19 protein-coding genes are annotated in these 22,255 nt (G+C 71.1%); 11 read left to right on the top strand and 8 right to left on the bottom strand.

Annotation, left to right across the window (positions count from 1 at the left end; all coding sequences use genetic code 11):
• Window positions 1-86: 86 nt before the first annotated feature.
• The 3 genes from ACH4DZ_RS26510 to ACH4DZ_RS26520 form a co-directional block, all read right to left on the bottom strand.
• Complete coding sequence (locus ACH4DZ_RS26510; RefSeq protein WP_398289810.1) at window positions 87-1,682, bottom strand: transporter; 1,596 nt, start codon at window positions 1,680-1,682, stop codon at window positions 87-89.
• Entirely contained in the window at window positions 1,679-2,449 is a 771-nt protein-coding gene (locus tag ACH4DZ_RS26515) for an ABC transporter ATP-binding protein (RefSeq protein ID WP_398289811.1), read from the bottom strand. Before ACH4DZ_RS26515 ends, ACH4DZ_RS26510 begins: the two co-directional genes overlap by 4 nt.
• A gap of 438 nt (window positions 2,450-2,887) precedes the next feature.
• Entirely contained in the window at window positions 2,888-3,571 is a 684-nt protein-coding gene (locus ACH4DZ_RS26520) for a bifunctional DNA primase/polymerase (RefSeq protein ID WP_398289812.1), read from the bottom strand.
• A 301-nt stretch (window positions 3,572-3,872) separates the two neighbouring features.
• On the opposite strand from ACH4DZ_RS26520, the gene ACH4DZ_RS26525 reads away from it, so the two are divergent.
• Together ACH4DZ_RS26525 and ACH4DZ_RS26530 are read left to right on the top strand one after the other, a co-directional pair.
• The gene (locus tag ACH4DZ_RS26525) at window positions 3,873-5,258 is read left to right on the top strand and encodes a transcriptional regulator (protein WP_398289813.1); all 1,386 of its coding nucleotides are present in this window, start codon (window positions 3,873-3,875) and stop codon (window positions 5,256-5,258) included.
• 263 nt (window positions 5,259-5,521) lie between these two features.
• Window positions 5,522-7,399 carry a hypothetical protein gene (locus tag ACH4DZ_RS26530; RefSeq protein ID WP_398289814.1) on the top strand — a complete coding sequence of 626 codons (1,878 nt, stop codon included), beginning with the start codon at window positions 5,522-5,524 and terminating at the stop codon, window positions 7,397-7,399.
• A gap of 48 nt (window positions 7,400-7,447) precedes the next feature.
• Here ACH4DZ_RS26530 and ACH4DZ_RS26535 read toward each other — a convergent pair whose 3' ends face one another.
• On the bottom strand, window positions 7,448-8,764 hold the full coding sequence (locus ACH4DZ_RS26535; protein ID WP_398289815.1) for an ABC transporter substrate-binding protein: 1,317 nt from the start codon (window positions 8,762-8,764) through the stop codon (window positions 7,448-7,450).
• Between the two features lie 117 nt (window positions 8,765-8,881).
• Between ACH4DZ_RS26535 and ACH4DZ_RS26540 the strand changes: the two genes are divergently transcribed.
• Window positions 8,882-9,382: a hypothetical protein gene (locus ACH4DZ_RS26540; RefSeq protein ID WP_107015415.1), complete on the top strand. Its 501-nt coding sequence runs from the start codon at window positions 8,882-8,884 to the stop codon at window positions 9,380-9,382.
• Between the two features lie 118 nt (window positions 9,383-9,500).
• Entirely contained in the window at window positions 9,501-10,352 is an 852-nt protein-coding gene (gene purU, locus ACH4DZ_RS26545) for a formyltetrahydrofolate deformylase (protein WP_398289816.1), read from the top strand.
• 171 nt (window positions 10,353-10,523) lie between these two features.
• Here the strand turns inward: purU and ACH4DZ_RS26550 are convergent, their stop codons facing one another.
• Window positions 10,524-11,753: a zf-HC2 domain-containing protein gene (locus ACH4DZ_RS26550; protein ID WP_398289817.1), complete on the bottom strand. Its 1,230-nt coding sequence runs from the start codon at window positions 11,751-11,753 to the stop codon at window positions 10,524-10,526.
• A complete protein-coding gene (locus ACH4DZ_RS26555) occupies window positions 11,750-12,325 on the bottom strand; it encodes a sigma-70 family RNA polymerase sigma factor (protein ID WP_398289818.1) in 576 nt (191 codons plus the stop codon). Before ACH4DZ_RS26555 ends, ACH4DZ_RS26550 begins: the two co-directional genes overlap by 4 nt.
• A gap of 399 nt (window positions 12,326-12,724) precedes the next feature.
• On the opposite strand from ACH4DZ_RS26555, the gene ACH4DZ_RS26560 reads away from it, so the two are divergent.
• Window positions 12,725-13,099 carry an STAS domain-containing protein gene (locus ACH4DZ_RS26560; protein ID WP_398289819.1) on the top strand — a complete coding sequence of 125 codons (375 nt, stop codon included), beginning with the start codon at window positions 12,725-12,727 and terminating at the stop codon, window positions 13,097-13,099.
• Between the two features lie 162 nt (window positions 13,100-13,261).
• On the top strand, window positions 13,262-13,774 hold the full coding sequence (locus ACH4DZ_RS26565; RefSeq protein ID WP_398289820.1) for an EF-hand domain-containing protein: 513 nt from the start codon (window positions 13,262-13,264) through the stop codon (window positions 13,772-13,774).
• Here ACH4DZ_RS26565 and ACH4DZ_RS26570 read toward each other — a convergent pair.
• Window positions 13,753-15,264, bottom strand: a complete 1,512-nt coding sequence (locus ACH4DZ_RS26570) for a class I adenylate-forming enzyme family protein (RefSeq protein ID WP_398289821.1) — start codon at window positions 15,262-15,264, stop codon at window positions 13,753-13,755. The two genes, ACH4DZ_RS26565 and ACH4DZ_RS26570, sit on opposite strands and share 22 nt — an antisense overlap.
• 151 nt (window positions 15,265-15,415) lie before the next feature.
• Between ACH4DZ_RS26570 and ACH4DZ_RS26575 the strand changes: the two genes are divergently transcribed.
• The 4 genes from ACH4DZ_RS26575 to ACH4DZ_RS26590 all read left to right on the top strand — a co-directional run bounded on the left by ACH4DZ_RS26575 (window position 15,416) and on the right by ACH4DZ_RS26590 (window position 19,727).
• The gene (locus ACH4DZ_RS26575; protein WP_398289822.1) at window positions 15,416-16,615 is read left to right on the top strand and encodes an amidohydrolase family protein; all 1,200 of its coding nucleotides are present in this window, start codon (window positions 15,416-15,418) and stop codon (window positions 16,613-16,615) included.
• Window positions 16,616-16,618: 3 nt separating this feature from the next.
• A complete protein-coding gene (locus tag ACH4DZ_RS26580; RefSeq protein WP_398289823.1) occupies window positions 16,619-17,773 on the top strand; it encodes an acyl-CoA dehydrogenase family protein in 1,155 nt (384 codons plus the stop codon).
• A 3-nt stretch (window positions 17,774-17,776) separates the two neighbouring features.
• Window positions 17,777-18,703 carry an acyl-CoA dehydrogenase family protein gene (locus ACH4DZ_RS26585; RefSeq protein ID WP_398289824.1) on the top strand — a complete coding sequence of 309 codons (927 nt, stop codon included), beginning with the start codon at window positions 17,777-17,779 and terminating at the stop codon, window positions 18,701-18,703.
• Window positions 18,704-19,208: 505 nt separating this feature from the next.
• Window positions 19,209-19,727, top strand: a complete 519-nt coding sequence (locus tag ACH4DZ_RS26590) for an ATP-binding protein (RefSeq protein ID WP_398290015.1) — start codon at window positions 19,209-19,211, stop codon at window positions 19,725-19,727.
• Between the two features lie 464 nt (window positions 19,728-20,191).
• Here ACH4DZ_RS26590 and ACH4DZ_RS26595 read toward each other — a convergent pair whose 3' ends face one another.
• Complete coding sequence (locus tag ACH4DZ_RS26595; protein WP_398289825.1) at window positions 20,192-21,118, bottom strand: cyclase family protein; 927 nt, start codon at window positions 21,116-21,118, stop codon at window positions 20,192-20,194.
• Between the two features lie 101 nt (window positions 21,119-21,219).
• Here ACH4DZ_RS26595 and ACH4DZ_RS26600 point away from each other — a divergent pair, with 101 nt between their 5' ends.
• Window positions 21,220-22,140, top strand: a complete 921-nt coding sequence (locus tag ACH4DZ_RS26600; RefSeq protein ID WP_398289826.1) for an SDR family oxidoreductase — start codon at window positions 21,220-21,222, stop codon at window positions 22,138-22,140.
• The last annotated feature ends 115 nt before the right edge of the window (window positions 22,141-22,255 follow it).

A 22,255-nucleotide genomic window follows, 5' to 3' on the forward strand; every position in this document is an offset into this window, starting at 1 on the left:
GCCCGGTGGGGGCTGTTCGCGCAGTTCCCCGCGCCCCTAAAGGCAAAGGACTGCGCCGTTCCCCGCGCCCCTGACGGCAGTGGGGGTCAGCCCTTGCTTACTGCTGTCAGGATTTCTGGGAGGTGGTGGGCGGTTCGGGGGGCGGCGAGGCGGAGGCCCGACAGGGTGAGGAGGGTGCCGTACGCCGTGCCGAGGGGGAGCAGGAGCCAGGTCCAGTTCTCGCCGGTGGACGAGACGTTCAGCCAGATGGTGAGGGCGATGACGGGCGCGCACAGCAGCGCGGCCGCGACCATGCCGCCGAAGATCGCGATCCAGGCCAGCCCCGCCTGCCCGGGAGCGACGTTCTTGTAGCCCTCCTGCGGGATCGAGTACGGGAAACGCGCCGAGGACCAGGCGCCGGTCGCCAGCATCGCGCCGAGCAGCGCGAAGGAGAGGCCGAGCACCTCGGGCAGGGCGGCCCAGTCGCCCAGCAGTGCCGTCGTCAGGACGGTGACGAGCGCGGTGTACGGGAGGGTGATCAGGAGGAGGGCCAGCGCCCGGCCCCGCAACTCGACGTACGCGTCCCTGGTCGAGGAGATCGTCATCGCGACCATCCAGAACGCGGACGTGTCCTGCCCGAACTGGTTGTACATCTGGATGCCGAGCATCCCCGCCGCGAAGCACGCGAAGTAGATCGAGCCGGTCCCCTGCAACGCGTTGAACACCGGCACGATCAGGCCGATCACGAGCGACGTCACCCACGCCGCCTTCGTCTTCGGATCCCGCCACACATACCGCAGGCTGCGTTCCATGACCGTGCCCGTGCGCCCCGCGGGCAGCAGCCGGCCGAGCCCGGAGGAACGCCCCGCCTTGTCCCGTGCGGGCCCGGCGGCCTGCAGGGTCGAGCCGTCCGGCGAGGTCATCAGCCGGGTGAGGGCCCGCTGCCAGTAGCTCAGCAGCGCCGCAAGGGCCAGGCCGCTCACGGCGAGCTGGGCGAGGGCGACGGCGTACGAGCCCTCGCTGACGGAGTCGACGGCGCCGAGCGCGGACGCGGGCGGCACCCAGCGCAGTACGTCCACCGCCGGGTCCAGCGTGGACAGGCCCGACGAACCGAGCCTCTGCACACCGAAGTTGACGACCTGGGCGCCCACCGCGATCACCAGGCCGCTCAGTAGCGCCAGGTCACGGCCCTTGCGGCTGGTCAGCAGGCGGAGGTTGGCGGTCGCGACGGCCCGTGCGAGGGCCACGCAGACCAGCAGCGCGAGGACGATCGCGACGACGCCGGTGACGTACGCCGCCGCTCCGTGGGCCGTCGCGACGACCGAGCCGACGAGCAGGCAGAGCGTGAACAGCGGGCCTGTGCCGACGAGCGACGCCGCCAGGAGCGCCCGCACGAGGGGGCGCGGACGCAGCGGGAGCATCACCAGGCGGGTGGGGTCGAGGGTTTCGTCGCCGCCGGGGAAGAAGAGCGGCATCACGGCCCAGCCGAGTGCCAGGACGGCTGTCAGCAGCACGGTGACGTTCAGTGCGTGGGGGTGGCCGCGCAGCGCGATCAGACCGAGGAGCTGGAGCGCGGCGAAGAGGAGTACGACGACGAGCGAGGCCACGTACGCGGCTCTGCGCCCGGACGACTGCCGTAGACCGTTGCGCAGCAGGGCCAGTTTCAGCCGTACGACGACGGGGGTGACGGAGTCGGCCTTCACCGGGCGCCGCCGCCCAGCCAGTCGAGGTCGGAACCGGTGGTGCGGCCGTTGGCGCCGACGAGTTCCAGGAAGGCCTGCTGGAGGGAGGGCGCGGCGCCGCGTACGTCGGCGAGCGGGCCATGGGCGCGGATGCGGCCCGCCGCCATCACGGCGACCCAGTCGCAGAGCGACTCGACGAGCTCCATGACGTGGGAGGAGAAGACGACGGTCGCCCCGGAGGCGGTGTAGCGCTCCAGGACTCCGCGGATGGTCTGGGCGGAGATCGGGTCGACGCCCTCGAACGGCTCGTCGAGGAACAGCACTTCCGGGTTGTGCAGCAGGGCCGCGGCCAGGCCGATCTTCTTGCGCATGCCGGTGGAGTAGTCGACGACCAGTTTGTGCTGGGCTCCGGCGAGGTCGAGTACGTCGAGGAGCTGGGTGGCCCGCTTGTCGACCTCCGTGCCGGGGAGGCCGCGCAGACGGCCCGTGTACGCGAGCAGTTCCCGGCCCGAGAGGCGCTCGAAGAGCCGCAGTCCCTCCGGGAGCACGCCGATGCGGGCCTTGACCTCGGTGGGGTCGCGCCATACGTCGTGCCCTACGACCTCGACGGTGCCGTGATCCGGGCGCAGCAGGCCGGTCACCATGGACAGGGTGGTGGTCTTGCCGGCCCCGTTGGGCCCGACGAGGCCGATGAACTGGCCCGCGGGCAGTTCGAGATCGATCCCCGCGACGGCGATCTGCTCCCCGAACCGCTTCCAGAGCCCGTGTACCCGCACCGCGACCGTCATGCGAGGCACGATACGGGTCGACACGGGGGTTCGTCGTGGCCACGGGTGCCCTGGCCGGGCGGGGCTGTGCGTGGTTCGTACGCGCGGACCCGGCGGGGGTTGGCCGCGCAGTTCCCCGCGCCCCTAGGGGGTGGTGCTGTGCGTGGTTTGTGCGTGCGGGTCCGGCGGGGGTTGGCCGCGCAGTTCCTCGCGCCCCTAGAGGAGTGCGTGCGGGTTCGGTGGGGGTTGGCCGCGCAGTTCCTCGCGCCCCTAGAGGAGTGCGTGCGGGTTCGGTGGGGGTTGGCCGCGCCGTTCCCCGCGCCCCTTGGGGGGCCGGGGCGTAGCCCCGTTTTTTAGGGGCGCGGGGAACTGCGCGCTCGGCCCCCACCGGGCCCGCACATGCGAATGCACGTGGGCTTCGGCCCCTTCAGGGGCGCGGGGCCGCCGTGCGCGCCGCGGTCACCGACGGGCGTCGCGCCCGCACGCGTAGGCCAGCGGCGAGATCAGTTCCTCCGCATCGGGCAACCACCGATTCGCGGGCGTAGGCCGGCAGGCCCACTGCACAGCCCCCCGCGCCCCGAACCGCGTCGGCGGCGCAGCCACATACGTGCCCTCCCCGAGCACCTCCAGATCGAGGGACGCGAGCGGCCACCCCAGCTTCCGGACGAGGTCGGGCACCTTCGCCGCGGCCCCGGGAAGCACGAAGAACTGCATGCGCCGGTCCGGCGTACACGTCACAGGACCGAGCGTCAGCTCCATCCGCCGCATGCGCGCGAGCGCGAGAAACCCCGCGGTCTCGGGCACGTCGATCGCGTCGAACGTACGCCCCGTCGGCAGCAGGATCGACGCCACAGGCTGCTTCGCCCACAGCCGGCGCGCGACGGTCGCACTGCCCGTGGCCAGCGTCGCCCAGTCGTCACGCGCCGGGTGCGCGCCGGGTAGCGCGCACGACGGGTCGCCGCAGGAGCAGCACTGCACGCCCTCGACGGCCTCCAGCCAGGTGCCGGGGAACACGTCCCAATGGCGCTCCTCGGCATAGCGCACGGCTGTGTCCTGCAGCGACTCGCCACGCTGCTTCGGGATCTGGGCGGTCTCGGTGCCTGCGATCGTCTCTTCCACGCTCAACTCAACTCCCGCACCCATCAGGGGTTACGGGCCTTGCGCGCGCGGGGGAGGAGCACCGATCCCACGCGTGGGGCGCATGGATGCATCTGTGGGGGCGCGCATGGGAGGCGGCAGCGGGCGGTGGGTAGCCCTGTGTGGGGCGGGCAGCAGCCTTTACCCGGCAATCCTCGCATGTCTCGCATCTTCGGTATGTCCGCGGGGCATTGATCTTCGAGGCCGGACTTTTCGTTTCTCTCATCAGGGGCGGGAGGGCCCGGTCACTGAGGGCTCATCAACTCGGTGCGCGTGGGCAGGCACCGCAGCCACAGGGGGTACGCCAATGGCCGCAAGGCCTCTCGTCGCGCGGCAGCCGAACGAACGACTGCAGGCGCTCATTCAGGAAGCCGGCTGTTCCAACGCCGGTCTGGCCCGCCGCGTCAACATGTGCGGCGCGGAACACGGTCTCGACCTGCGCTACGACAAGACGTCCGTGGCCCGCTGGCTGCGCGGACAGCAGCCGCGCGGCCGGGCACCCGCGATCATCGCCGAGGCGCTGGGCCGCAAGCTGGGCCGGACCGTCACGATCGACGAGATCGGCATGGCGAACGGCAAGAACCTCGCCTCCGGCGTGGGTCTGCAGTTCTCGCCGACGGTCCTCGGCGCGATCGAGCAGGTCTGCGAGCTGTGGCGCAGCGACGTGGGGCGCCGGGACTTCCTGTCCGGTTCGTCCGTCGCGGCCTCCGCGCTCGTCGAGCCGAGCCGGGACTGGCTGATCTCGTCGCCGGACGCGCAGGTCTCGCGCTCGGCCGGGCCACGGGTCGGGCAGTCCGACGTGGCGGCGGTGACCGCGATGACCCAGGCGCTCGTCGACCTCGACCACCAGTACGGCAGCGGGCATGTGCGCCCGGTCGTCGTGCACTACCTGAACAGCGTCGTCTCCGGGCTGCTGGCGGGCTCGTACCGGGAAGCGGTCGGGCGCGAACTCTTCGCGGCGGTCGCCCGGTTGACGGAGCTGGCCGGCTACATGGCGATCGACACCGGGCAACCGGGCCTCGCGCAGCGCTACTACATCCAGGCGCTGCGGCTCGCACAGGCGGCGGGCGACCGCGGATACGGCGGGTACGTGCTCGCCGCGTCCATGAGCCACCTGGCCGCACAGCTCGGAAACCCCCGGGAGATCGCCCAGTTGGCGCGGGCGGCGCAGGAGGGGGCGCGCGGGCGGGTCACACCGCGCGCGGAGTCGATGTTCCACGCCGCGGAGGCGCGGGGCCATGCCCTGCTGGGCGACGCGCGCTCGGCACAGTCGGCGTCCGGCCGGGCCGTGGCGGCGCTGGAGCAGGCCGATCCGGAGGCCGGGGACGACCCGCGCTGGATCGCGCACTTCGACGAGGCCTATCTCGCCGACGAATTGGCGCATTGTCACCGTGACCTGGGGCAGGCCGAGGCAGCCGCGCGGCGCGCGCAGGAGTCCCTCGACGGGCACCCCGAGTCGCGGGCCCGGCGCCGCGCGATCGGGTACGTGCTCCTGGCCAGCGCGCAGGTGCAGAAGCGCGAGGTGGAGGAGGCCTGCCACACGGGTCTGCGAGCGGTCGAACTGCTGGGCACGCTGCGCTCCAACCGCGGAGCCGAGTACCTGGACGACTTCCAGCAGCGCCTGGAGCCGTACCGGGACGAGCCCGTGGTGCGGGAGTTCGGGGCGCGGATGGAGCTTCAGGCGGCGGCCTAGGTCGACAGGGGCTAAGCGCGCCGGCGAGGGGGAGTTGAGCCCGACCCCGGCCCCTCGGTCCGTACGGGCGTGCACGTGTGAGAAAAGAAGCACGCGTGAGGAAAGTAGGCGCGAAAAGGGGGCTCGAACAGCTTTCCGGGGGCGGTTTGTCACTCACTGTCCCCGGTGGCTGGTGTCCCGTCCCGTGCTGCGTGGCACCGGCTCCTGGGGACCCGGTAGCGTGAACCGACGATTCCGAAGGTCCCCCATTCGTAGGAGTCCCGGTGACGCACAACGGACAGGGCGACGAGCCCTCGGCGCGACCCGCGCGCGAAGGCATCGTGCTGCCGTCCGACGGCGGCGAGCCCCTCCTGCCGGGCCAGACCGGCGACCGCGCGGTCCCGGCGGGCGGTCAGGCCTGGGACCAGCCGTGGGGTCCGCGGTCCGCTCCGCAGGCCGACGAGTGGGGCAGTGCGGGCGGCGCGGGTGGTACCGGTGGCACCGACGGTGCCGCTCAGGCTCCGGACACGCAGATATCCAGCTGGAGTGCCGGCCAGCAGGGTGCCGGCGGCCAGGGTGCGCCGAGCTCGGGCTGGGGTGCGTCCGCCGGTGGCGGGCAGGTCTCGCAGTACACCGAGCCCCCCGCCGGTCCTTACGGGGCGCAGGATTCGGGCGGCGGTCAGTGGGGAGCCGCCCCGCAGGCGCCCGGCGGCGCGATACCCCAGCCCCAGTCGCAGCAGCAGCAGCAGTCGCAGCAACAACAGCAGCCTTCGCAGCAGTACGACGGCCGGACCGGTAACGGGTACGGCGTCTCGCGGACGCAGAACCCCGCCGCGGCGCACGGACAGGGCGGCTACGGCTACCCGGACGTCTCCGGAGCGGGAGCGGGTGCCGGTGCCGGTGCGTTGCCGCCCGCCGCCCCCATGGACGAGGGCGCGACCCAGTTCCTGCCCCCCGTCACCGGCGCCGCGCCCATGGACGAGGGCGCCACGCAGTTCCTTCCGCCGGTGGGGCCCGGGGCGTTGCCTCCGGAGATGCCCGCCGCGGGGGCCACGGGTGCGGGTGCGGGTACGGGTACGGCTTCCGGTGACTCCACGCGGTACCTCGGGCGGGTCCCGTCGGACGGTCCCGGGCCTTTGCCCGCCGCCGTAAATCCCGACGCCCAGCCCACGCAGTTCATCGCGCCGGTGCCCCCGCAGTCCGGTACGGCCGGATTCGGGGGGCGGCCGGGTGCGCCGGGATCGGGGCAGGGGCCGGAGGACCGGCAGCAACCGCCGGCCGAGTTCGACAATCTCTTTCGGGCCGACGGCGGAGGCGCCACCCAGCAGCTGCCCCCCGTGGACCAGCCGCGGGCGCGACGGGGAAGGCAACCGGGCGGTGCCTCGCCCGAGTTCGGTGCTCCGGCCGGTTTCGGTACGCCCGGTGGCTTCGGCGCCTCCGGCGGCGCCGGTGCGCCTGCGGGCCCCGAGGGCCCCGGCGGGCGTGGCGCACGCCGGGCCGCGGCGGACGGCGACCACGGCCGCGGCGGCCGTTCCCGTTCCCGCGTTCCGCTCATCGCCGCCGTCGGCGTGGGCATCGCCGTGCTCGGCATCGGCGCGGGCGCCCTGCTCAGCGGTGGCGGGGGCGAGGAGGACAAGGGCGACGAGAACACGACGGTCGCGGCGACCGCGCCGGCCACCGACGACTCGGGCTCGTCCTCGGCGGGGCCGCAGGAGGAGCAGGCCGTGGCCCTGGACAAACTCCTGGCGGACAGCGGCAACAGCCGTGACTCGGTCGTCAAGGCCGTCGACAACGTACGCAAGTGCACGAACCTCGGCCAGGCGGCCTCCGATCTGCGCAACGCCGCCGAGCAGCGCGACGGGCTCGTCACGCGTCTCGCGGGCCTCTCCGTCGACAAGCTGGAGAACCACGCGCAGCTGACCGCCGCGCTCAAGAGCGCCTGGAAGGCCTCCGCCGCCGCGGACACCCACTACGCCGCGTGGGCGGACCAGGCCGCGGGCAAGAAGGGCTGCAACAAGGGGCAGGCCCGGTCCACGGGGCAGACCGCCGCGGGCAACCGGGAGAGCGGTACCGCGACCACGCAGAAGGCCAAGGCCGCGAAGCTCTGGAACTCCATCGCGCAGACCTACGGACTTACGGAGCGGCAGCCCGGGCAGCTTTGATCCGCACGACCAGCCGGCCGGAGCGTCCTGAGCTGCGGGCCGGTCCGGTCAGGACGTCTGGGTCGTCTCCAGGGTCTTCGAGACGTCCACGAAGCCCTTGCGTTCCGTGACCAGCTTGCCCTTGCGCACCACCTGGAAGGTCACGTCCGCGTTGACCAGGCGCGCGAAGCCGCTCGTCGCGATCAGGTCCTGGAAGCTCCAGTTCAGGGTCGGTGTGAGCCCGCCCGTGTCGACCTTCAGCCCGTCGTCGAGCGTGCGCCGCACCGACCGCGCGGTCACGTCGCCGTCGCCCAGCGACTCGATGGCCTTCTTCAGGACGGTGTACGCGATCCAGGTCGTCTGCACGCCGGGATCGGCGGCGTCGATCCGGTTGTCGCCGAACGCCTCCTTCCGGATGACCTCGCGCATCGGACCCCACCGCGCGTCGCTGGACGCCGGGTACCAGCCGGTGACGTACGAGCCCTCGTACATGCTGCCCGTCGCGTCGATCATCGACTGGTCGATGCTGCCCAGCACGGAGGCCGTCCGTACCGTCGGGTAGTCCTCGCGGGTCCGCCGGAACGAGTCCATGAAGGTGTCGGTGCGATCGCCGAGCGCGGGCACCACGCAGCCCTCCTCCCGCGAGTCGTTCGTGACCCGTTGCAGGGCCCGCTGGGCGTGCCCCGAGAACTCCGTGGCGTCCTCGGCGGCCCGCTGGTCGACGGAGGCCCGGTGGCCGCCCGCGGTCAGTCCGGAGTCCAGGAGCACGGGCAGTTCGTCGCCCGCGATCGTGTCGGGACGGATGAGTGTGACCGGGCCGCAGGACCTGGCCAGCTGCTGGCCGAGGCCGACCAACAGGGACGGCTGGCCGCCGTTCACCGGGTACGAGAGCGGGCTCGTGAACTCGTCGTCGGTGACGCCGTAGCCGCCGAGGTACGGGATGCCGACCGTTTCCAGCGGAGCGAGGAAGGAGCGGGCGTGCTGGCTGTACGAACCGACGACCGCGACGACGTTCTCCGCGGCGGCGCGGCGGGCGCAGCTCGCGGCGGCCACCGTGTCGTTGTGGTCGTTGCAGGTGAGGACCTTGAGCTTGCGGCCGTTGATGCCGCCTTGGGAGTTGACCCAGCGTGCGTACGCCTTGGCCAGGGCGGGCATTCCCGGCTTGTTGGTCGTCTTCGTTTTTTCCGGGGCCCACGTCATGACGGTGATCGTGTCGTCCCCGGAACCCCCTGTGACACCGGGGACGACACCACACCCGACGGCCGTCGACAGACACACCGCCAACGCGCCCGCCGACAGCGCTCTCGCCCTGGCGACTGGGAGGCGCGGGCGGGAGGGGAGGTGCAGGGCGCTGAGGAAGCTGCGGGTGCGTCGCCGGCCGGTCATGGGTACGCACGATTCCGTCACACCGCTACGGCCGGTGTGACCCTTGGTCAACGCATGGTGACGGCCGGGTGAACACCGGGGTGCGGGGCGGGCCGGTCCGGCGGGAACGTACGATCGGTGACCGTGCAAGGTTCGGAGAACTCTTCCCGTCGCGGGCGTCGCTCATCCACCATGGGCGGCATGCCACTGAACGATATGCCGTGGTGGCGCTGGCGCAGCAATGTGCGCTCCGCGCTGCACATGCTTTCCGACACCGAGTTCCAGCGGGGGATATGGCTCGCGGGGGTGGACGGGTACGGGGATGTGACCGACGCCGTCTATCGCCTTGTCGAGGACACCTGGCTGGACAACTGGTCCGCCGAGAAATACGTCGGCACGATATTCCGGGACTCGCAGGAGGCGGCGCTCGTCGACTCCGCGGTGTTGCGGGTGCTGCGGATCATGCATCAGGTGGGGCCTGATGCGGCTGTCTCCGTCTATCTGGAACACGCGGGGTGGGCCGACGCGGTCCGGGCTGCGCGGGACGCGCATGTGCGGATGGCTGTGAGTGACGGGGAGGATCCGGACGTTCCGCCTCGCACGCTTGAGGTGTTGCAGATCATGACTCGGTCTGCCTGAGGTTTCGTCGTGCGTGCGGCTCCGGTGGGGGCGCGGGGAACTGCGTGGCCCGCTCCCACCGGGCCCGGAGAGGTGGGCGGGTGCCTGGGGGCGGGGCGTTTATGGGACCCTGGCGTGCATGAACGACCAGTACGTCCTGACGCTCTCCTGCCCCGACAAGCAGGGCATCGTGCACGCCGTGTCGAGCTACCTCTTCATGACCGGCTGCAACATCGAGGACAGCCAGCAGTTCGGTGACCACGACACGGGGCTGTTCTTCATGCGCGTCCACTTCTCGGCGGAGCCGCCGGTGACCGTGGACAAGCTGCGCGCCAGCTTCGCGGCGATCGGTGACTCCTTCCAGATGGACTGGCAGATCCACCGGGCCGACGAGAAGATGCGGGTCGTGCTGATGGTCAGCAGGTTCGGGCACTGCCTGAACGATCTGCTGTTCCGGGCGCGCATCGGGGCGCTCCCCGTCGAGATCGCGGCTGTGGTGTCCAATCACACGGACTTCGCCGAACTCGTGGATTCGTACCATGTGCCGTTTCGGCATATTCCGGTCACCAAGGAAAACAAGCCGCAGGCCGAGGCGCAGGTGCTGGAGTTGGTGCGGGAGCAGGGTGTCGAGCTGGTCGTGCTGGCTCGGTACATGCAGGTGCTCTCGGATGATCTGTGCAAGCAGTTGAGTGGGAAGATTATTAATATTCACCATTCGTTCCTGCCTAGCTTCAAGGGTGCCAAGCCCTATCACCAGGCGCATGTGCGGGGAGTGAAGCTGATCGGTGCCACCGCGCACTATGTGACGGCCGACCTCGACGAGGGGCCGATCATCGAGCAGGAGGTCGAGCGGGTGGGGCACCAGGTCACGCCGGAGCAGCTGGTGGCTGTGGGGCGGGATGTGGAGTGCCAGGCGCTGGCCCGGGCCGTGAAGTGGCATGCGGAGCGGCGGATTCTGTTGAACGGGCGTCGGACCGTCGTCTTTGACTGACGGCTTGTGGCGCGACGCCCGCGGTGGGGGTGGCGGGCGCCGGGGCGACGTGTCCGTCCTCGGTCCGGCGCGATTGAGTTGGATTTTGAGGGGCCCCGGGCGGACGCGCCGGCCGCTGCGGGCGGACACGTCGCCCCGGCCCCCTCCGGCCTCTTGCGGGTGCGCGTGTCGCTACATGCGGCTCAGTGACGCCGCTGCGAACAGGACGTCTCTGATCGCCTCTCGGTCGCCCGATTGGCCCGCCGCTGCTTCTTCGGGGGAGACGTGGCCCGCTGCCAGTTGGCAGAACTCCACGCCGTCCAGGGCCACGTGGGCCACCTCACGGTCGGGGGAGGCCTGGGCGCCGGGAGAGTCGAGCGGGATGAGCCACTCGCCGCCGCCCAGGCCCTCGATCTCCAGGCGGAGGCTGCGGCCGGGGGCGCCGGCCGGGACCAGGTGGGGGGTCTCGCGGGGGGCCGCTAGGCCTGCCTGGCGTCGGGCCGCCAGGGCCGAGGGGAGCATGCGTGCGCCCAGGTCGATCATCGCGTGCAGATGGCGGGGCGAGGGCGGCTCGTAGGGGTAGTCGACCGCGTCGGCGATGTCTCCCGCGTGGACCCAGGTCTCGAAGGCCCGGTCCAGCATGGAGTCCCGGAGCGGGAGTTCGAAGTCGCCGTACGGGACGGGGAGGCGGCCGGAGCCTCCGCCCGCGAAGGCCACCGTGCGGACGAGGTTGTGGGACTGCTCGCGCCAGGGACCGCGTACGGAACGGGTGGGCGGGACGTGGGTGGCGCCCCAGAAGGCCTCGGTGCGGGCCGCGGGTGTGGGGGTGCCGGCCGGGGATTCCAGGGGGTCGTCCAGGCCGAGTGTGACGGCGACGAGGCCGTCCACGGTCAGCAGGTGGGCGATCACTCCGGCGACGGTGGTGCGCCGGCTGGTGGGTTCCTTGCCGTCGAACCAGCGCAGTCGCACCGGGGCGTGCCATTCGGCGTCGCCGATGTCCTGGAGCAGGGCGTCCAGGCGGGCGGTCTCCGCGTCGTACGGGGTGGCCCAGGAGGGGACCGGGATCCGGGGCGGGCGGCGGCTCAGGCAGGCCTGCAGGACTCGGGTGCGCAGGGCCGGGTCCAGGTCGAGGGTCTCCGGCGGGTGCAGGAGACCCACTGCTTCACGCAGTCGCAGTGCCTCGTCCGCGCAGGCGCCGCAGCCGCCGAGATGGTCCTCCACCGCCGCCGTCTCCTCGGGCGAGCAGGCCGCCAGCGCCCATGCGCCGAGCAGCGCCTTCAACACCCGGTGTTCGAGGATGAGGGCAGGGGCGGGGAGGGGGAGGCCCGTGTCCTCCATGGAGGTGCGGGGGATCGGTATGCGCGGGGGCGTTCGGGGGTTCTGGTCGTCGTTGTACTCGCCGAAAGGGTTTGCGCTGTTCACCTTGTGCCCCCTCGATCAGGGGGTGTTCCGGGCGCGTCGTGGGCCGTGGAGAGGAGTTGGAGGCCCAGGCGCAGGCGGCGGCGGGCCTCGTCCGCGGTGACGCCCAGGTCCGCCGCGGTCTGGCGGTAGTCGCGGCGCTGGAAGTAGGCGAGTTCCAGGGCGGTGCGCAGCGGGGTCGGCATGGACGTGACGATGTAGTCGGCGCGGGCCGCCACCGAGGCGCGGCGGACCTTGCGCTCCAGCTCGTCGGTGTCGTCCGTGCCGTCGTGGGCGAGCGCGGCGGTCTCCGTGGTGCGCAGGCGCTGCACGGCGAGGCGGTGCGTCAGGGTGGCGACCCAGGAGCGCAGGGGGCCCTGCTTGGGGTCGTACGACTCGGGGTTCTCCCAGACGTGGGCGAAGACCTCGCGGGTGATGCCGTCGGCCGCGTGCTCGTCTCCGAGTACGCGATGGGCGAGACCGTGCACGAGTGAAGCGAATCGGTCATAGAGCTCGCCGAGCGCGGCAGCCTCCCCCCGTGCGAGCCGCTGTTGCATCTTGCGGTCCCAGCGGGGTGGCGTGTCCCTCCTGGCCATGCGGCCCCCTCGCCCCTGTTTCGTGCCGTGCGCCTGTGCCCGTGTCCACCGGATTCTCCTCTCCGGTCTCCTCACGAATGTAGTCGGCACCTGTGGTGACGCACGCCCCTTTGTGGCAATGCGCGCCCCGGGGAGGGGGTGGGGTGGTAGGGCGGTGGTTGCGGCGTGTGTGCCTCTTATTACTTTGGGTTGGAGGGCAGGTGAATTGTCCCGATCGGGGGTGGTCGGGTCGGAGTGGGCTCGATCGGAACCGGTCGTGTGGGGTGCGTTTCGATTCGATATTCCGTGTTTCGCGGCGCCGGGGGTGGGGCAGCCACGCAGCAGTGAAGCGTAGTTGTGGCTTCCGTTTCCGGGTCCGGCCGTATGCGGGTCCGACATCGTCGAGCGAGGGACAGACGCGTGACGCTCAGGGTGACCGAAGGCGAGCAGCGCGGCTGGACCGTCGTGCGGGTCTCGGGTGAAATGGATCTGGTGACCTCGCCCGTGCTGCGGCAGCGGGTGCACGAGGCCGTGGCCGACGGGCGGCGCGATGTCGTGCTGGATCTGTCCGGGGTGCTCTTCTGCGACTCCAGTGGCGTGAGTGTGCTGATCGCCTCGCGGCGGCTGATCCGGTCGTGTCAGGGGCGTCTGCGCGTGATTCTGCCCGCGCAGGGAGCGGAGGACGGGTCCCACGTCAACCGGGTGCTGGACGCGCTCGGTGTGCGTCGGCTCTTCGACGCCTACGCCGATGTCGACGCCGCCGTGGACGACGAGGCGAGTTCACTTTCGGCGTGATTCCCGTCACGCAGGGGGAAGATCGTTGGGTGTGTTCGTGACGGCGTTGTCGCGGATTTTCCCCGGTCTTGGCGCAAGCGCCGTTTTCCGGCTCCCCGAGGGCGCTGGTCGTCGTACGCTCCTGCCAGACGCACCCACGTGAGGTAAGGCGGCCCGAAAGACATGGTCAGTACCGAGTACGAGCGGAAGATCGCCGCCCGGTTCGCCGGCTTCGACCAGGACGGCAACGGCTATATCGACCGCGAGGACTTCAACACGGCGACGAAGGCGCTGCTCGCCGAGTTCGGCACGACGGCCCGCTGCGACAAGGGCCAGGCCCTGTACATCGGCGCGGAGGCCTTCTGGCAGGGCATGGCGGGCATAGCGGACCGGGACGGCGATCAGCGGATCACCCGCGAGGAGTTCGTGAACGGGGCCGTGAAGCGGCTGCGGGACAACCCCGACCGCTTCGCCGAGATCGCCCGCCCCTTCCTGGACGCGGCGCTCGCCGTCGCGGACGGCGACGGGGACGGCTCCGTGACCGTCGACGAGACCGCGCGGATCCTCAAGGCGCTCGGTGTGCCCGGGGAGACGGCTGCCACCGCGGCCGGCGCTCTCGACTCGGACGCCGACGGAGTGGTCACCGAGCCCGACATCGTGAGTGCCTTCGCCCGCTACTTCACGGTGCCCGAGTAACGCTCCCTGAGCCGGTACTTCAGCACCTTGCGCAGTGTCTCGTTGCGCGGAAGGGCGTCCACCACCTCCAGTTGCTCCGGCAGCTTGTGGGGGGACAGTCCTTCCGCGCGCAGATGCGCCGCCACGCCGGGGAGGGTGAGGGGTGTGGTTCCGGCGACCTGCTCGATCACCGCGCAGACCCTTTCTCCTCGCTTCGCGTCGGGGAGGCCTATCACGGCGACATCGGCCACGGCCGGATGGGTGTGCAGCAGGTCCTCCAGCTCTTTGGCGCTGATGTTCTCGCCCTTGCGGATGATCACGTCCTTGAGGCGGCCCGTCAGGACCAGGTGGCCGGTGGGGGTGAGGTGGCCGAGGTCCCCCGTGATCAGGAAGCCGTCCTCGTCGAAGGCCTCGGCTGTCTGGGACGGGTCCAGGTAGCCCGCGCACACGGCTTCGCCGCGCAGGCGTACCTCGTTGTCCGTGATGCGGATCTCCATGCCTGGCGGGGGTCTGCCCTCCGTCGTCGCCAGGTTCTCCTCGGTGTCGTCCGGGGAGCCCATGGTGATCATCGGGACCTCTGTCATGCCGTACCCGTGGGTGAGCTGGACCCCCATCTCGCGTACGACCGCGTGGTGGATCTCGGGGGGCTTGGGCGCGCCGCCGCCGGCCAGGAGGCGCAGGGTGGGGACGAGTCGGGTGTCCGGCTGCTTGCGTTGTTCCGCCAGGAACATGGAGTAGAACGCCGTCGAACCGCCCGCCACCGTCACCCCGTGCTTGCGGTAGCCCTCCAGTGCGTCCGGCAGCGCGAACTTCTCGAAGAGGACCGCCGGGAAGCCGTACAGCAGCAGCATGACCAGGTAGTCGGGGCCGCCTATGTGGGCGAAGGGGAAGGCGATCGAGCCCGTATCGGCTTCGGACAGGTGCAGGGCGTGGGCGAGGCAGCTGCCGCCGGCCATCAGTGAACGGTCCGTGTGCAGTACGCCCTTGGGGTCCGAGGTCGTGCCGGACGTCCAGTAGATCCAGCGCACGTCCGTCCCGGTGGTGGGTGGGGCGGGGAGCGACGCGGGGTCGCCGGTGGGGAGTGCCTCGTACGCCTCGAAGGTGCCGCGGGCGGCGATGCGTTCGGCCATGGCGGTGTGGTCGAAGTCGCGCCAGGTGCCCGGGACGGCGAAGAACTCCGCCTGTGAGGCGTGGAGCGCGAAGGACACCTCTCGGTCGCGGTAGAAGGGGATGATCGGGGACTGGATCGCGCCGAGCCGCGTCAGGGCCATGGCGAGGACGACGGTTTCGATGCGGGTGGGCAACTGCCAGGCGACCACTGATCTGGGGCGTACGCCCATGTCGTGCAGGCCCGCCGCCGTCCGCTCGGCGCCGGCGCGCAGTTCCTCGAAGGTCAGGGCGCGGTCGTCCTGGAGGAGGACTGGGCGGTCGGGGGTGAGTGCGGCGCGGCGTTCGACCAGTTCCCAGAAGGTGCGGGAGGTGTCGAGTGCGTGCGCGGTGTCCGTGGGCATGCCCGTGCTCCTCACCGCCGGGGCGAAGGTAACTGACGGGTAGTCAGGTCGAGTGGAGAGCGTAGGCGTCTGCGCCTTGTCGGTCCAGGGGTGCGGGGCTAGCCTGCCTTCTGACGGGTCATCAGATTTGCCGCGGGAGAGGGCTGGACTCATGACCGAACTGCCTCGGATCATCAGCGTCGACGACCATGTGATCGAGCCCGCCCACCTCTTCGAGACCTGGCTGCCGAGGAAATACCGGGAACGCGGACCCAAGCCGCTGACCGCGGGCATCGGCGAGCTGGCCTACGTGGCCGGCAAGTACCGGATCACGATGGACCCGGACGGGCCGCCGACCGACTGGTGGATCTACGAGGACCTGAAGTTCCCGTACAAGCGCAACATCGCCGCCGTCGGCTTCGACAGGGACGAGATGACGCTTGAGGGCATCACGCGCGAGGAGATGCGGCCCGGATGCTGGGATCCGGTCGAGCGGCTCAGGGACATGGACGCGAATCATGTCGAAGGTTCGCTGTGCTTCCCCACCTTTCCGCGGTTCTGCGGGCAGACCTTCGCCGAGGCGCACGACAAGGAGGTCGCGCTGGCCTGCGTGCGCGCCTACAACGACTTCATGGTCGAGGAGTGGTGCGGGGGCAGCGGGGGGCGGCTGATTCCGCTGTGCATCATTCCGCTCTGGGACATCGACCTCGCCGTCGCCGAGATCCGGCGCAACGCGGGCCGGGGCGTGAAGGCGGTGACGTTCTCGGAGATCCCGACCCATCTGGGGCTGCCGTCCATCCACTGCGGTTACTGGGATCCGTTCTTCGCGGTCTGCCAGGAGACCGGCACGGTCGTCAACATGCATATCGGCAGCAGCAGTCAGATGCCTGCCGCGTCGCCGGATGCTCCCCCCGCCGTTCAGGCGTCCCTCAGTTTCAACAACGCCATGGCCTCGATGATGGACTTTCTGTTCTCGGGTGTGCTCGTCAGGTTCCCGCGGCTCAAACTGGCGTACAGCGAAGGGCAGATGGGGTGGATCCCCTACGCGCTGGAACGCGCCGATGACGTGTGGGAGGAGCATCGGGCCTGGGGCGGGGTGCGGGATCTCATCCCCGAGCCGCCTTCTACGTACTACTACCGGCAGATCTTCTGCTGCTTCTTCCGCGACAAGCACGGGGTCGCCTCGCTGGATGTGGTGGGACGGGACAACGCCACGTTCGAGACCGACTATCCGCACGTCGACTCGACCTTCCCGCACACCAAGGAGGTCGCCCTCGACCATGTGAAGGGTCTCGACGACGAGACCGTCTACAAGCTGATGCGCGGCAACGCCATCCGCATGCTGGACCTGGACCTCGACAAGGCCCGATAGGCGATGGATCTGTCGTACTCGGTGCAGGACGAGGAGTTCCGGGCGCGGCTGCGGGAGTGGCTGGGGAAGGTGCTTCCGGGACTGCCGGCCAAGCCGTCGGCCGACGACTGGCCGGGGCGGCGTGCGTACGACCTCGGGTGGCAGCGGTTGTTGTACGACGCCGGGTACGCGGGGCTGCACTGGCCCACGGACGCCGGGGGTCGTGGTGCCACGCCCACCCGGCATCTGATCTTCCTGGAGGAGACCGAGAAGGCGGGTGCCCCCTACGTAGGGGCCAATTTCGTCGGGCTGCTGCATGCCGGGCCGACCATCGCCGCCGAGGGAAGCGCCCGGCAGCGGGCGCGCTGGCTGCCGCCCGTGCTGCGGGGCGAGGAGGTGTGGTGCCAGGGGTTCAGCGAGCCGGACGCCGGGTCCGACCTCGCGTCGCTGCGCACGCGCGCGTGGCGGGACGGCGACGACTACGTGGTCAGCGGCTCCAAGATCTGGACCTCGCACGCCGAAGTCGCCGACTGGTGCGAGCTGTTGGTGCGCACCGACGCGCGGGCGCCGAAGCATCGGGGGATCACTTGGCTGGCGATGCCGATGGACGCTCCGGGGATCACCGTGCGGCCGCTGCGAACGCTCGCCGGGTCGGCGGAGTTCGCGGAGGTCTTCCTCGACGAGGTGCGGGTGCCCGTGGCCAACCGGGTCGGTGAGGAGAACGACGGGTGGCGCGTGACCATGGTGACGTTGTCCTTCGAGCGCGGCACCGCTTTCGTGGGTGAGGTGGTCGCCTGTCGGCGGGTGCTGGGTGAGCTCGCGCGGGAGGCGAGGAAGAACGGCCGGTGGGACGACGTGCCGCTGCGGCGCAGGCTCGGCAGGCTCAACGCCGAGTTCCGGGCGCTGTGGCGGCTGACGCAGTGGAACGTGAGCGAGTCCGAGCGCGGTGGCGGGGTGCCGGGGGTGGGCGGCTCGGTCTTCAAACTGCGGTACTCGCAGGCCCGGCAGGAGCTGTACGACGCGGCGGCCGAGGTGCTGGGTCCCGAGGGGCTCGATCTGGACCGGGAGTGGACGGTCGACCGGCTGTCGTCGCTCTCGTACACCATCGCGGCCGGGACCTCGCAGATCCAGCGGAACATCGTGGCCGAGCGGATCCTGGGCCTCCCGAAGGGACGGTGAGCGGTGGATTTCCAACTCACCGAAGACCAACGGGCGTTACGGGCCGGGGTGCGCGAGTTGCTGGTGCGGCGGTTCGGGCGGGAGCGGTTGCGGGCCGCCGTGGACCCGGGAGGAGGGGAAGGCTCGGGCTCCGGGGGGCGGGGAGGGGCCGGTGGCCTCGATCGTGCGCTCTGGCGTGAGTTGGGTGAGGCCGGGTTCTTCGCGCTGCGGCTGCCCGAGGAGCGGGGCGGGGTCGGGCTCGGGCTGCCCGAGGCGGTGCTCGCCTTCGAGGAGGCCGGCCGGGCGCTGCTGCCCGGACCGCTCGTGGCCACCCACCTCGCGGCCGGCGAAGTGCCCGGCGCGGCCACCGGCGCGTGTGTCGTCGCGGGCGTCGACGGCGCGCTCGTCGAATGGCTGGAGGAGGCGGACGTCGTACGGGGCGATGTGACCGCAGCCGTCGCCATGCGCTCCGTCGACCCGCTGACACCGCTGCACCGGGTGCCCCGGGCCGCGCCCTGCGACCCGGTCGCCGCCCTGCTGACCGCCGCCGAGCAACTCGGTTCGGCCGCGTGGACCTGTGCGCTGGCCGTGCAACACGCCCGGACCCGTGAGCAGTTCGGGCAGCCGATCGGGGCCTTCCAGGCGGTGAAACACCTGTGCTCGGAGATGCTGGTGCGGGTGGAAGTGGCCCGCGCGGCGGTGTACGCGGCGGCTGTCACCGGCGATCCGCTCGACATCGCGGCGGCCCGGCTGCTGGCCGACGAGGCCGCCGAACGCGGGGCCCGCGACTGCCTCCAGGTGCACGGGGGCATGGGTTTCACCTGGGAGTCCGATGTGCACCTCCACCTCAAACGGGCCTGGTCGCGGGCCCGTCGCGGGGACGGCGCCGCGGCGGCGGAGGAGGCGCTCGCGGAGGATCTGCTGGCGTCGGCGGCGCGGCCGGGGCCGTGAGCCGCGGGAGCTGGGCGCCGCTGAATGCCGCCGATCGTGGCACGTCGGTGCCGGGTCAAGGGGACAGAAGTCGCGGAACGTGGCATACCGGAATTACCGAGCGTTGATATCGGGTTGTGTCCTACGCGTGACTCGTCACGGCCTGGAGTCGGCGGCCTGCTCCGGTACCTTGTGTGGGATGCGAGTGGTTCTGAGGCCGGGCCATCACGGTGTTGCCCCCGGGGCAGCCCCGGATCCGGCGATGCGTGCCGCTCGCGGGGCAGGAAGCAGGACCGTTCCTGCCTGTTCGACTCCCCGTGGCGAGCGTCGCACAGTATGCCGCACGCGTACTCCTTCGCGCTGGAATATGCCTGAAGCGCTTGTTGCGGTGACTGTACGTCAACCATGCTGTCTCCTGAGGGAATCACGTTCCGTGAGCCCTTTTCTGACCACGATCGTGGCCCTTGCGAGGCGCGAGGCGATGTGTCCGCCGGTTCGGATGGTGTGAGCGGTGCAGGTGCTTCAAGTGCAGCTGGAGATCCGGCCCGACCCCGCAGAGGTGGGGCGAGCCCGGAGGTGGGCGCGTTCGCGGCTCGCGGGATCCGGGATAGAGGCCGATGAGCCGCTCGCGGAGACGCTGATCCTGCTCGTCTCGGAGCTGGTCACCAATGCCGTGGTGCACACCGGCCGCCCCGCCGTCCTACGGCTGTTCATGCCGGACGCGGCGAGTGCGCCGACAGCCGGTGAGCGGGCCGTCGGGGAGGCCGTCGCGACCGTCCGCCTGGAGGTCGTCGACGCCAGTACCCGGGCCCCGCGCCCGCGCTGCGCGGAGGGCGACGACACCAACGGCCGTGGCCTCGCACTCGTCGACGGCCTCGCCGACCGGTGGGGCTGGAGCGCCGAGGGTGCCGGGAAGCGCATCTGGTGCGAGGTGGACCGGTGTTCGTCGGCAACCGCCCTCGTCACGGGATGCGACGCGGCCCCGGTGGTGTCCTCGGTGGCATCCCCCGTGGTGTACGGGGATCTGGCGTACGAGGCCGTGTAGGGGCCGGCTCCCCTGCCGGGGCTCGTCACGCGGGAGCGGGCGCTCGGGCACGGATGCGCCCACTGGCGCACGGGTGGCACGGAGTCCGGGGCCCGGGCGTCCGGTGCTGTCGAGTGCGCCGGGCCGTGCTTCCGTCCGCGAGCGTCACAAAGGGCGCCAATGGCATGAATCCCCGAACGGGTGTTGACGGCGCGTGTCCGTTTCGTCACGCTTGCGTTCAGTGATTCGCCGTGAGGGGACGTCGAGGTCTTCGGTGACGGAAGCCCTTGGCGAGCGCGGATCGCGATTCGGCGTCGGCTCCTGCGGGGCCAGGGGCAGGCGCGCCGGAGAGCCGGATGGCGGCGCGCGATGCCGCGCTCGGGACGGGGTGGGGGCACCTCTCGCCCGGGCGTGGCCGTACGTGGGGGAGACGCGCCGCCAGTCGGCCCTCGGGGGGCCGGTGGCGCGGTCCGGGTCCGGGTCGGTCAGAGGATCGCGACCGGTGCGACGGGGGTTCCCGTGCCGCCGGTGAACGGTTCGGGCATCGCCGACAGCAGGAACGTGAAGCCGCCGACTTCTCCACAGGCTGTGGACAACTCTTCGAGATTCCAGTTCTGGCCCTGGAGCATGCCCATTTCGACCAGGTGGAGCCCGTGGACGGGCAGCCACAAGTCCTCTATTTCAGGTGGAAATATCTCAAAGGTGAGGGTGTCGTTCGCGACCGCCGCGACATCGCGGGCGTGGAACCACTCGGGGGTGCGCACGGAGAGACCGGGTGAGGGGAAGGCGTACCCCTGCCTGTCGCCCGCCAGGAGGAGCTGGATCTGACCGGTGCGTACGAGGACGATGTCGCCCGCGCCGACCTTCGTGCCGCTCAACTCCTCGGCCGCGTCGAGGTCCTCCGGGGTCACCGCGTGCCCGGTGTCCAGACGTTCCACGCCGCGTGCGCGGGCCACGTCCAGCAGGACGCCGCGCGAGACGATGTGCCGGGCCTTGTCGATGCCGTTGAACTCGGCGCCCCCGTGGGCGGTGATCGTCTCGGCGGGACGGTTGTTGTAGAGCCTGCCCGAGTGCGAGACATGACTGAGCGCGTCCCAGTGGGTGGCCGCCTGGAGGCCCATCGTCACGGCGTCGTCGCTGCACGCGATCGTGCCGGGGCCGAACAACTCCTGGTTGATCTGCACCATCGTGTGCAGCGGATCGACCCGGCCCGGGATCATCCCCGTCTGTACGCCGTCCTGGCGGAGGGGGAGCGCCAGCGGTACGCGACGGCCGGTCCGGACGCTCGCGGCGGCCTCGCGCACGACCTCGTCGGTGATCAGGTTCAGGGTGCCGAGTTCGTCGTCGGCACCCCAACGCCCCCAGTTGTTCACGCGCTTGGCGATCTCGTGGAACTCGGCCGGTAGTGACATGAGTCCTCCCCGGGGCTTGTCTCCAGGTATCTGACGGGTCGTAGAATCTGACCCTGAGCAAATCTAACGGACCGTCAGAAACTGCGGGAAGGGGCCGGGGCGTGGGGAACTTCCTGGAAGGCAGGGTCGTCGCCGTGACCGGGGCGGGCCGGGGCATCGGACGCGCGGTGGCCCTGGCCGCCGCGGCCGAGGGCGCCCGCGTCGTCGTCAACGACTACGGCGTCTCGGTCGAGGGCTCGGAGCCGAGCAGTTCGGTCGCCGACGCCGTCGTCGAGGAGATCGGCGCGGCCGGCGGGGACGCGGTCGCGGTGGCCGACGACATCTCCACCATGGCGGGCGGCCGGCGGATCGTCGATACGGCCCTGGAGGCGTACGGGCGGCTCGACGGGGTCGTCTGCGTGGCCGGCATCCTGCGCGAACGGATGCTCTTCAACATGTCCGAGGACGAGTGGGACCCGGTGATCGCCACGCATCTGAAGGGCACCTTCACCGTGTTCCGCGCGGCGTCCGCCGTCATGCGCGGGCAGGGGGCGGGGACGCTGATCGGGTTCACCAGCGGCAACCACCAGGGGTCCGTCTCGCAGGCCAACTACAGCGCGGCGAAGGGCGGGATCATCTCGCTCGTCCGCAGCGCGGCGCTCGGGCTCCACAAGTACGGGGTGACGGCGAACGCGGTCGCGCCGGTCGCCCGTACGCGGATGTCCGCGAACGTGCCGATGGAGCTGAAGGAGATCGGGGAGCCGGAGGATGTGGCCGCACTCGTGGTCTACCTGCTGTCCGAGCGGGCGCGGGAGGAGGGGATCACCGGGCAGGTCTACACCGTCGCCGGGCCGAAGATCGCTGTGTGGGCGCAGCCGAGGGAACTCCGTGCCGGGTATGCGGAGGGGGGTTGGACGCCTGAGCGTATTGCCGACTTCCTGCCGGGGAGCGTGGGGGTGGATCCCATGCCGTTGCTGGTGCGGGTGGAGGAGATGGAGCGGGCGGCTCGGACTGCGCGTGCGGCGAAGGGGGCGGCGACGTAGGGGGCGGTCGTGGGCGGGTGCGGGTCCGCTGTGGCTGGTCGCGCAGTTCCCCGCGCCCCTGAAAGACGTGGGTGCAGGTGCGTTGTGGCTTGTTGCGCCGTTCCCCGCGCCCCTG

Origin of the sequence: Streptomyces sp. NPDC017991 (genome assembly GCF_044328075.1) — a bacterium.
In the GTDB taxonomy this organism is placed as follows: domain Bacteria; phylum Actinomycetota; class Actinomycetes; order Streptomycetales; family Streptomycetaceae; genus Streptomyces.

Coding starts and splice junctions, on each gene's coding strand:
- ACH4DZ_RS26515 (WP_398289811.1), bottom strand. CDS start 2,449: ATGACGGTCGCGGTGCGGGTACACGGGCTCTGGAAGCGGTTCGGGGAG.
- ACH4DZ_RS26555 (WP_398289818.1), bottom strand. CDS start 12,325: ATGGCCAGGAGGGACACGCCACCCCGCTGGGACCGCAAGATGCAACAG.
- ACH4DZ_RS26595 (WP_398289825.1), bottom strand. CDS start 21,118: ATGTCACTACCGGCCGAGTTCCACGAGATCGCCAAGCGCGTGAACAAC.
- ACH4DZ_RS26580 (WP_398289823.1), top strand. CDS start 16,619: ATGGATCTGTCGTACTCGGTGCAGGACGAGGAGTTCCGGGCGCGGCTG.
- ACH4DZ_RS26570 (WP_398289821.1), bottom strand. CDS start 15,264: ATGCCCACGGACACCGCGCACGCACTCGACACCTCCCGCACCTTCTGG.
- ACH4DZ_RS26525 (WP_398289813.1), top strand. CDS start 3,873: ATGGCCGCAAGGCCTCTCGTCGCGCGGCAGCCGAACGAACGACTGCAG.
- ACH4DZ_RS26520 (WP_398289812.1), bottom strand. CDS start 3,571: ATGGGTGCGGGAGTTGAGTTGAGCGTGGAAGAGACGATCGCAGGCACC.
- ACH4DZ_RS26575 (WP_398289822.1), top strand. CDS start 15,416: ATGACCGAACTGCCTCGGATCATCAGCGTCGACGACCATGTGATCGAG.
- purU (WP_398289816.1), top strand. CDS start 9,501: ATGAACGACCAGTACGTCCTGACGCTCTCCTGCCCCGACAAGCAGGGC.
- ACH4DZ_RS26535 (WP_398289815.1), bottom strand. CDS start 8,764: ATGACCGGCCGGCGACGCACCCGCAGCTTCCTCAGCGCCCTGCACCTC.
- ACH4DZ_RS26565 (WP_398289820.1), top strand. CDS start 13,262: ATGGTCAGTACCGAGTACGAGCGGAAGATCGCCGCCCGGTTCGCCGGC.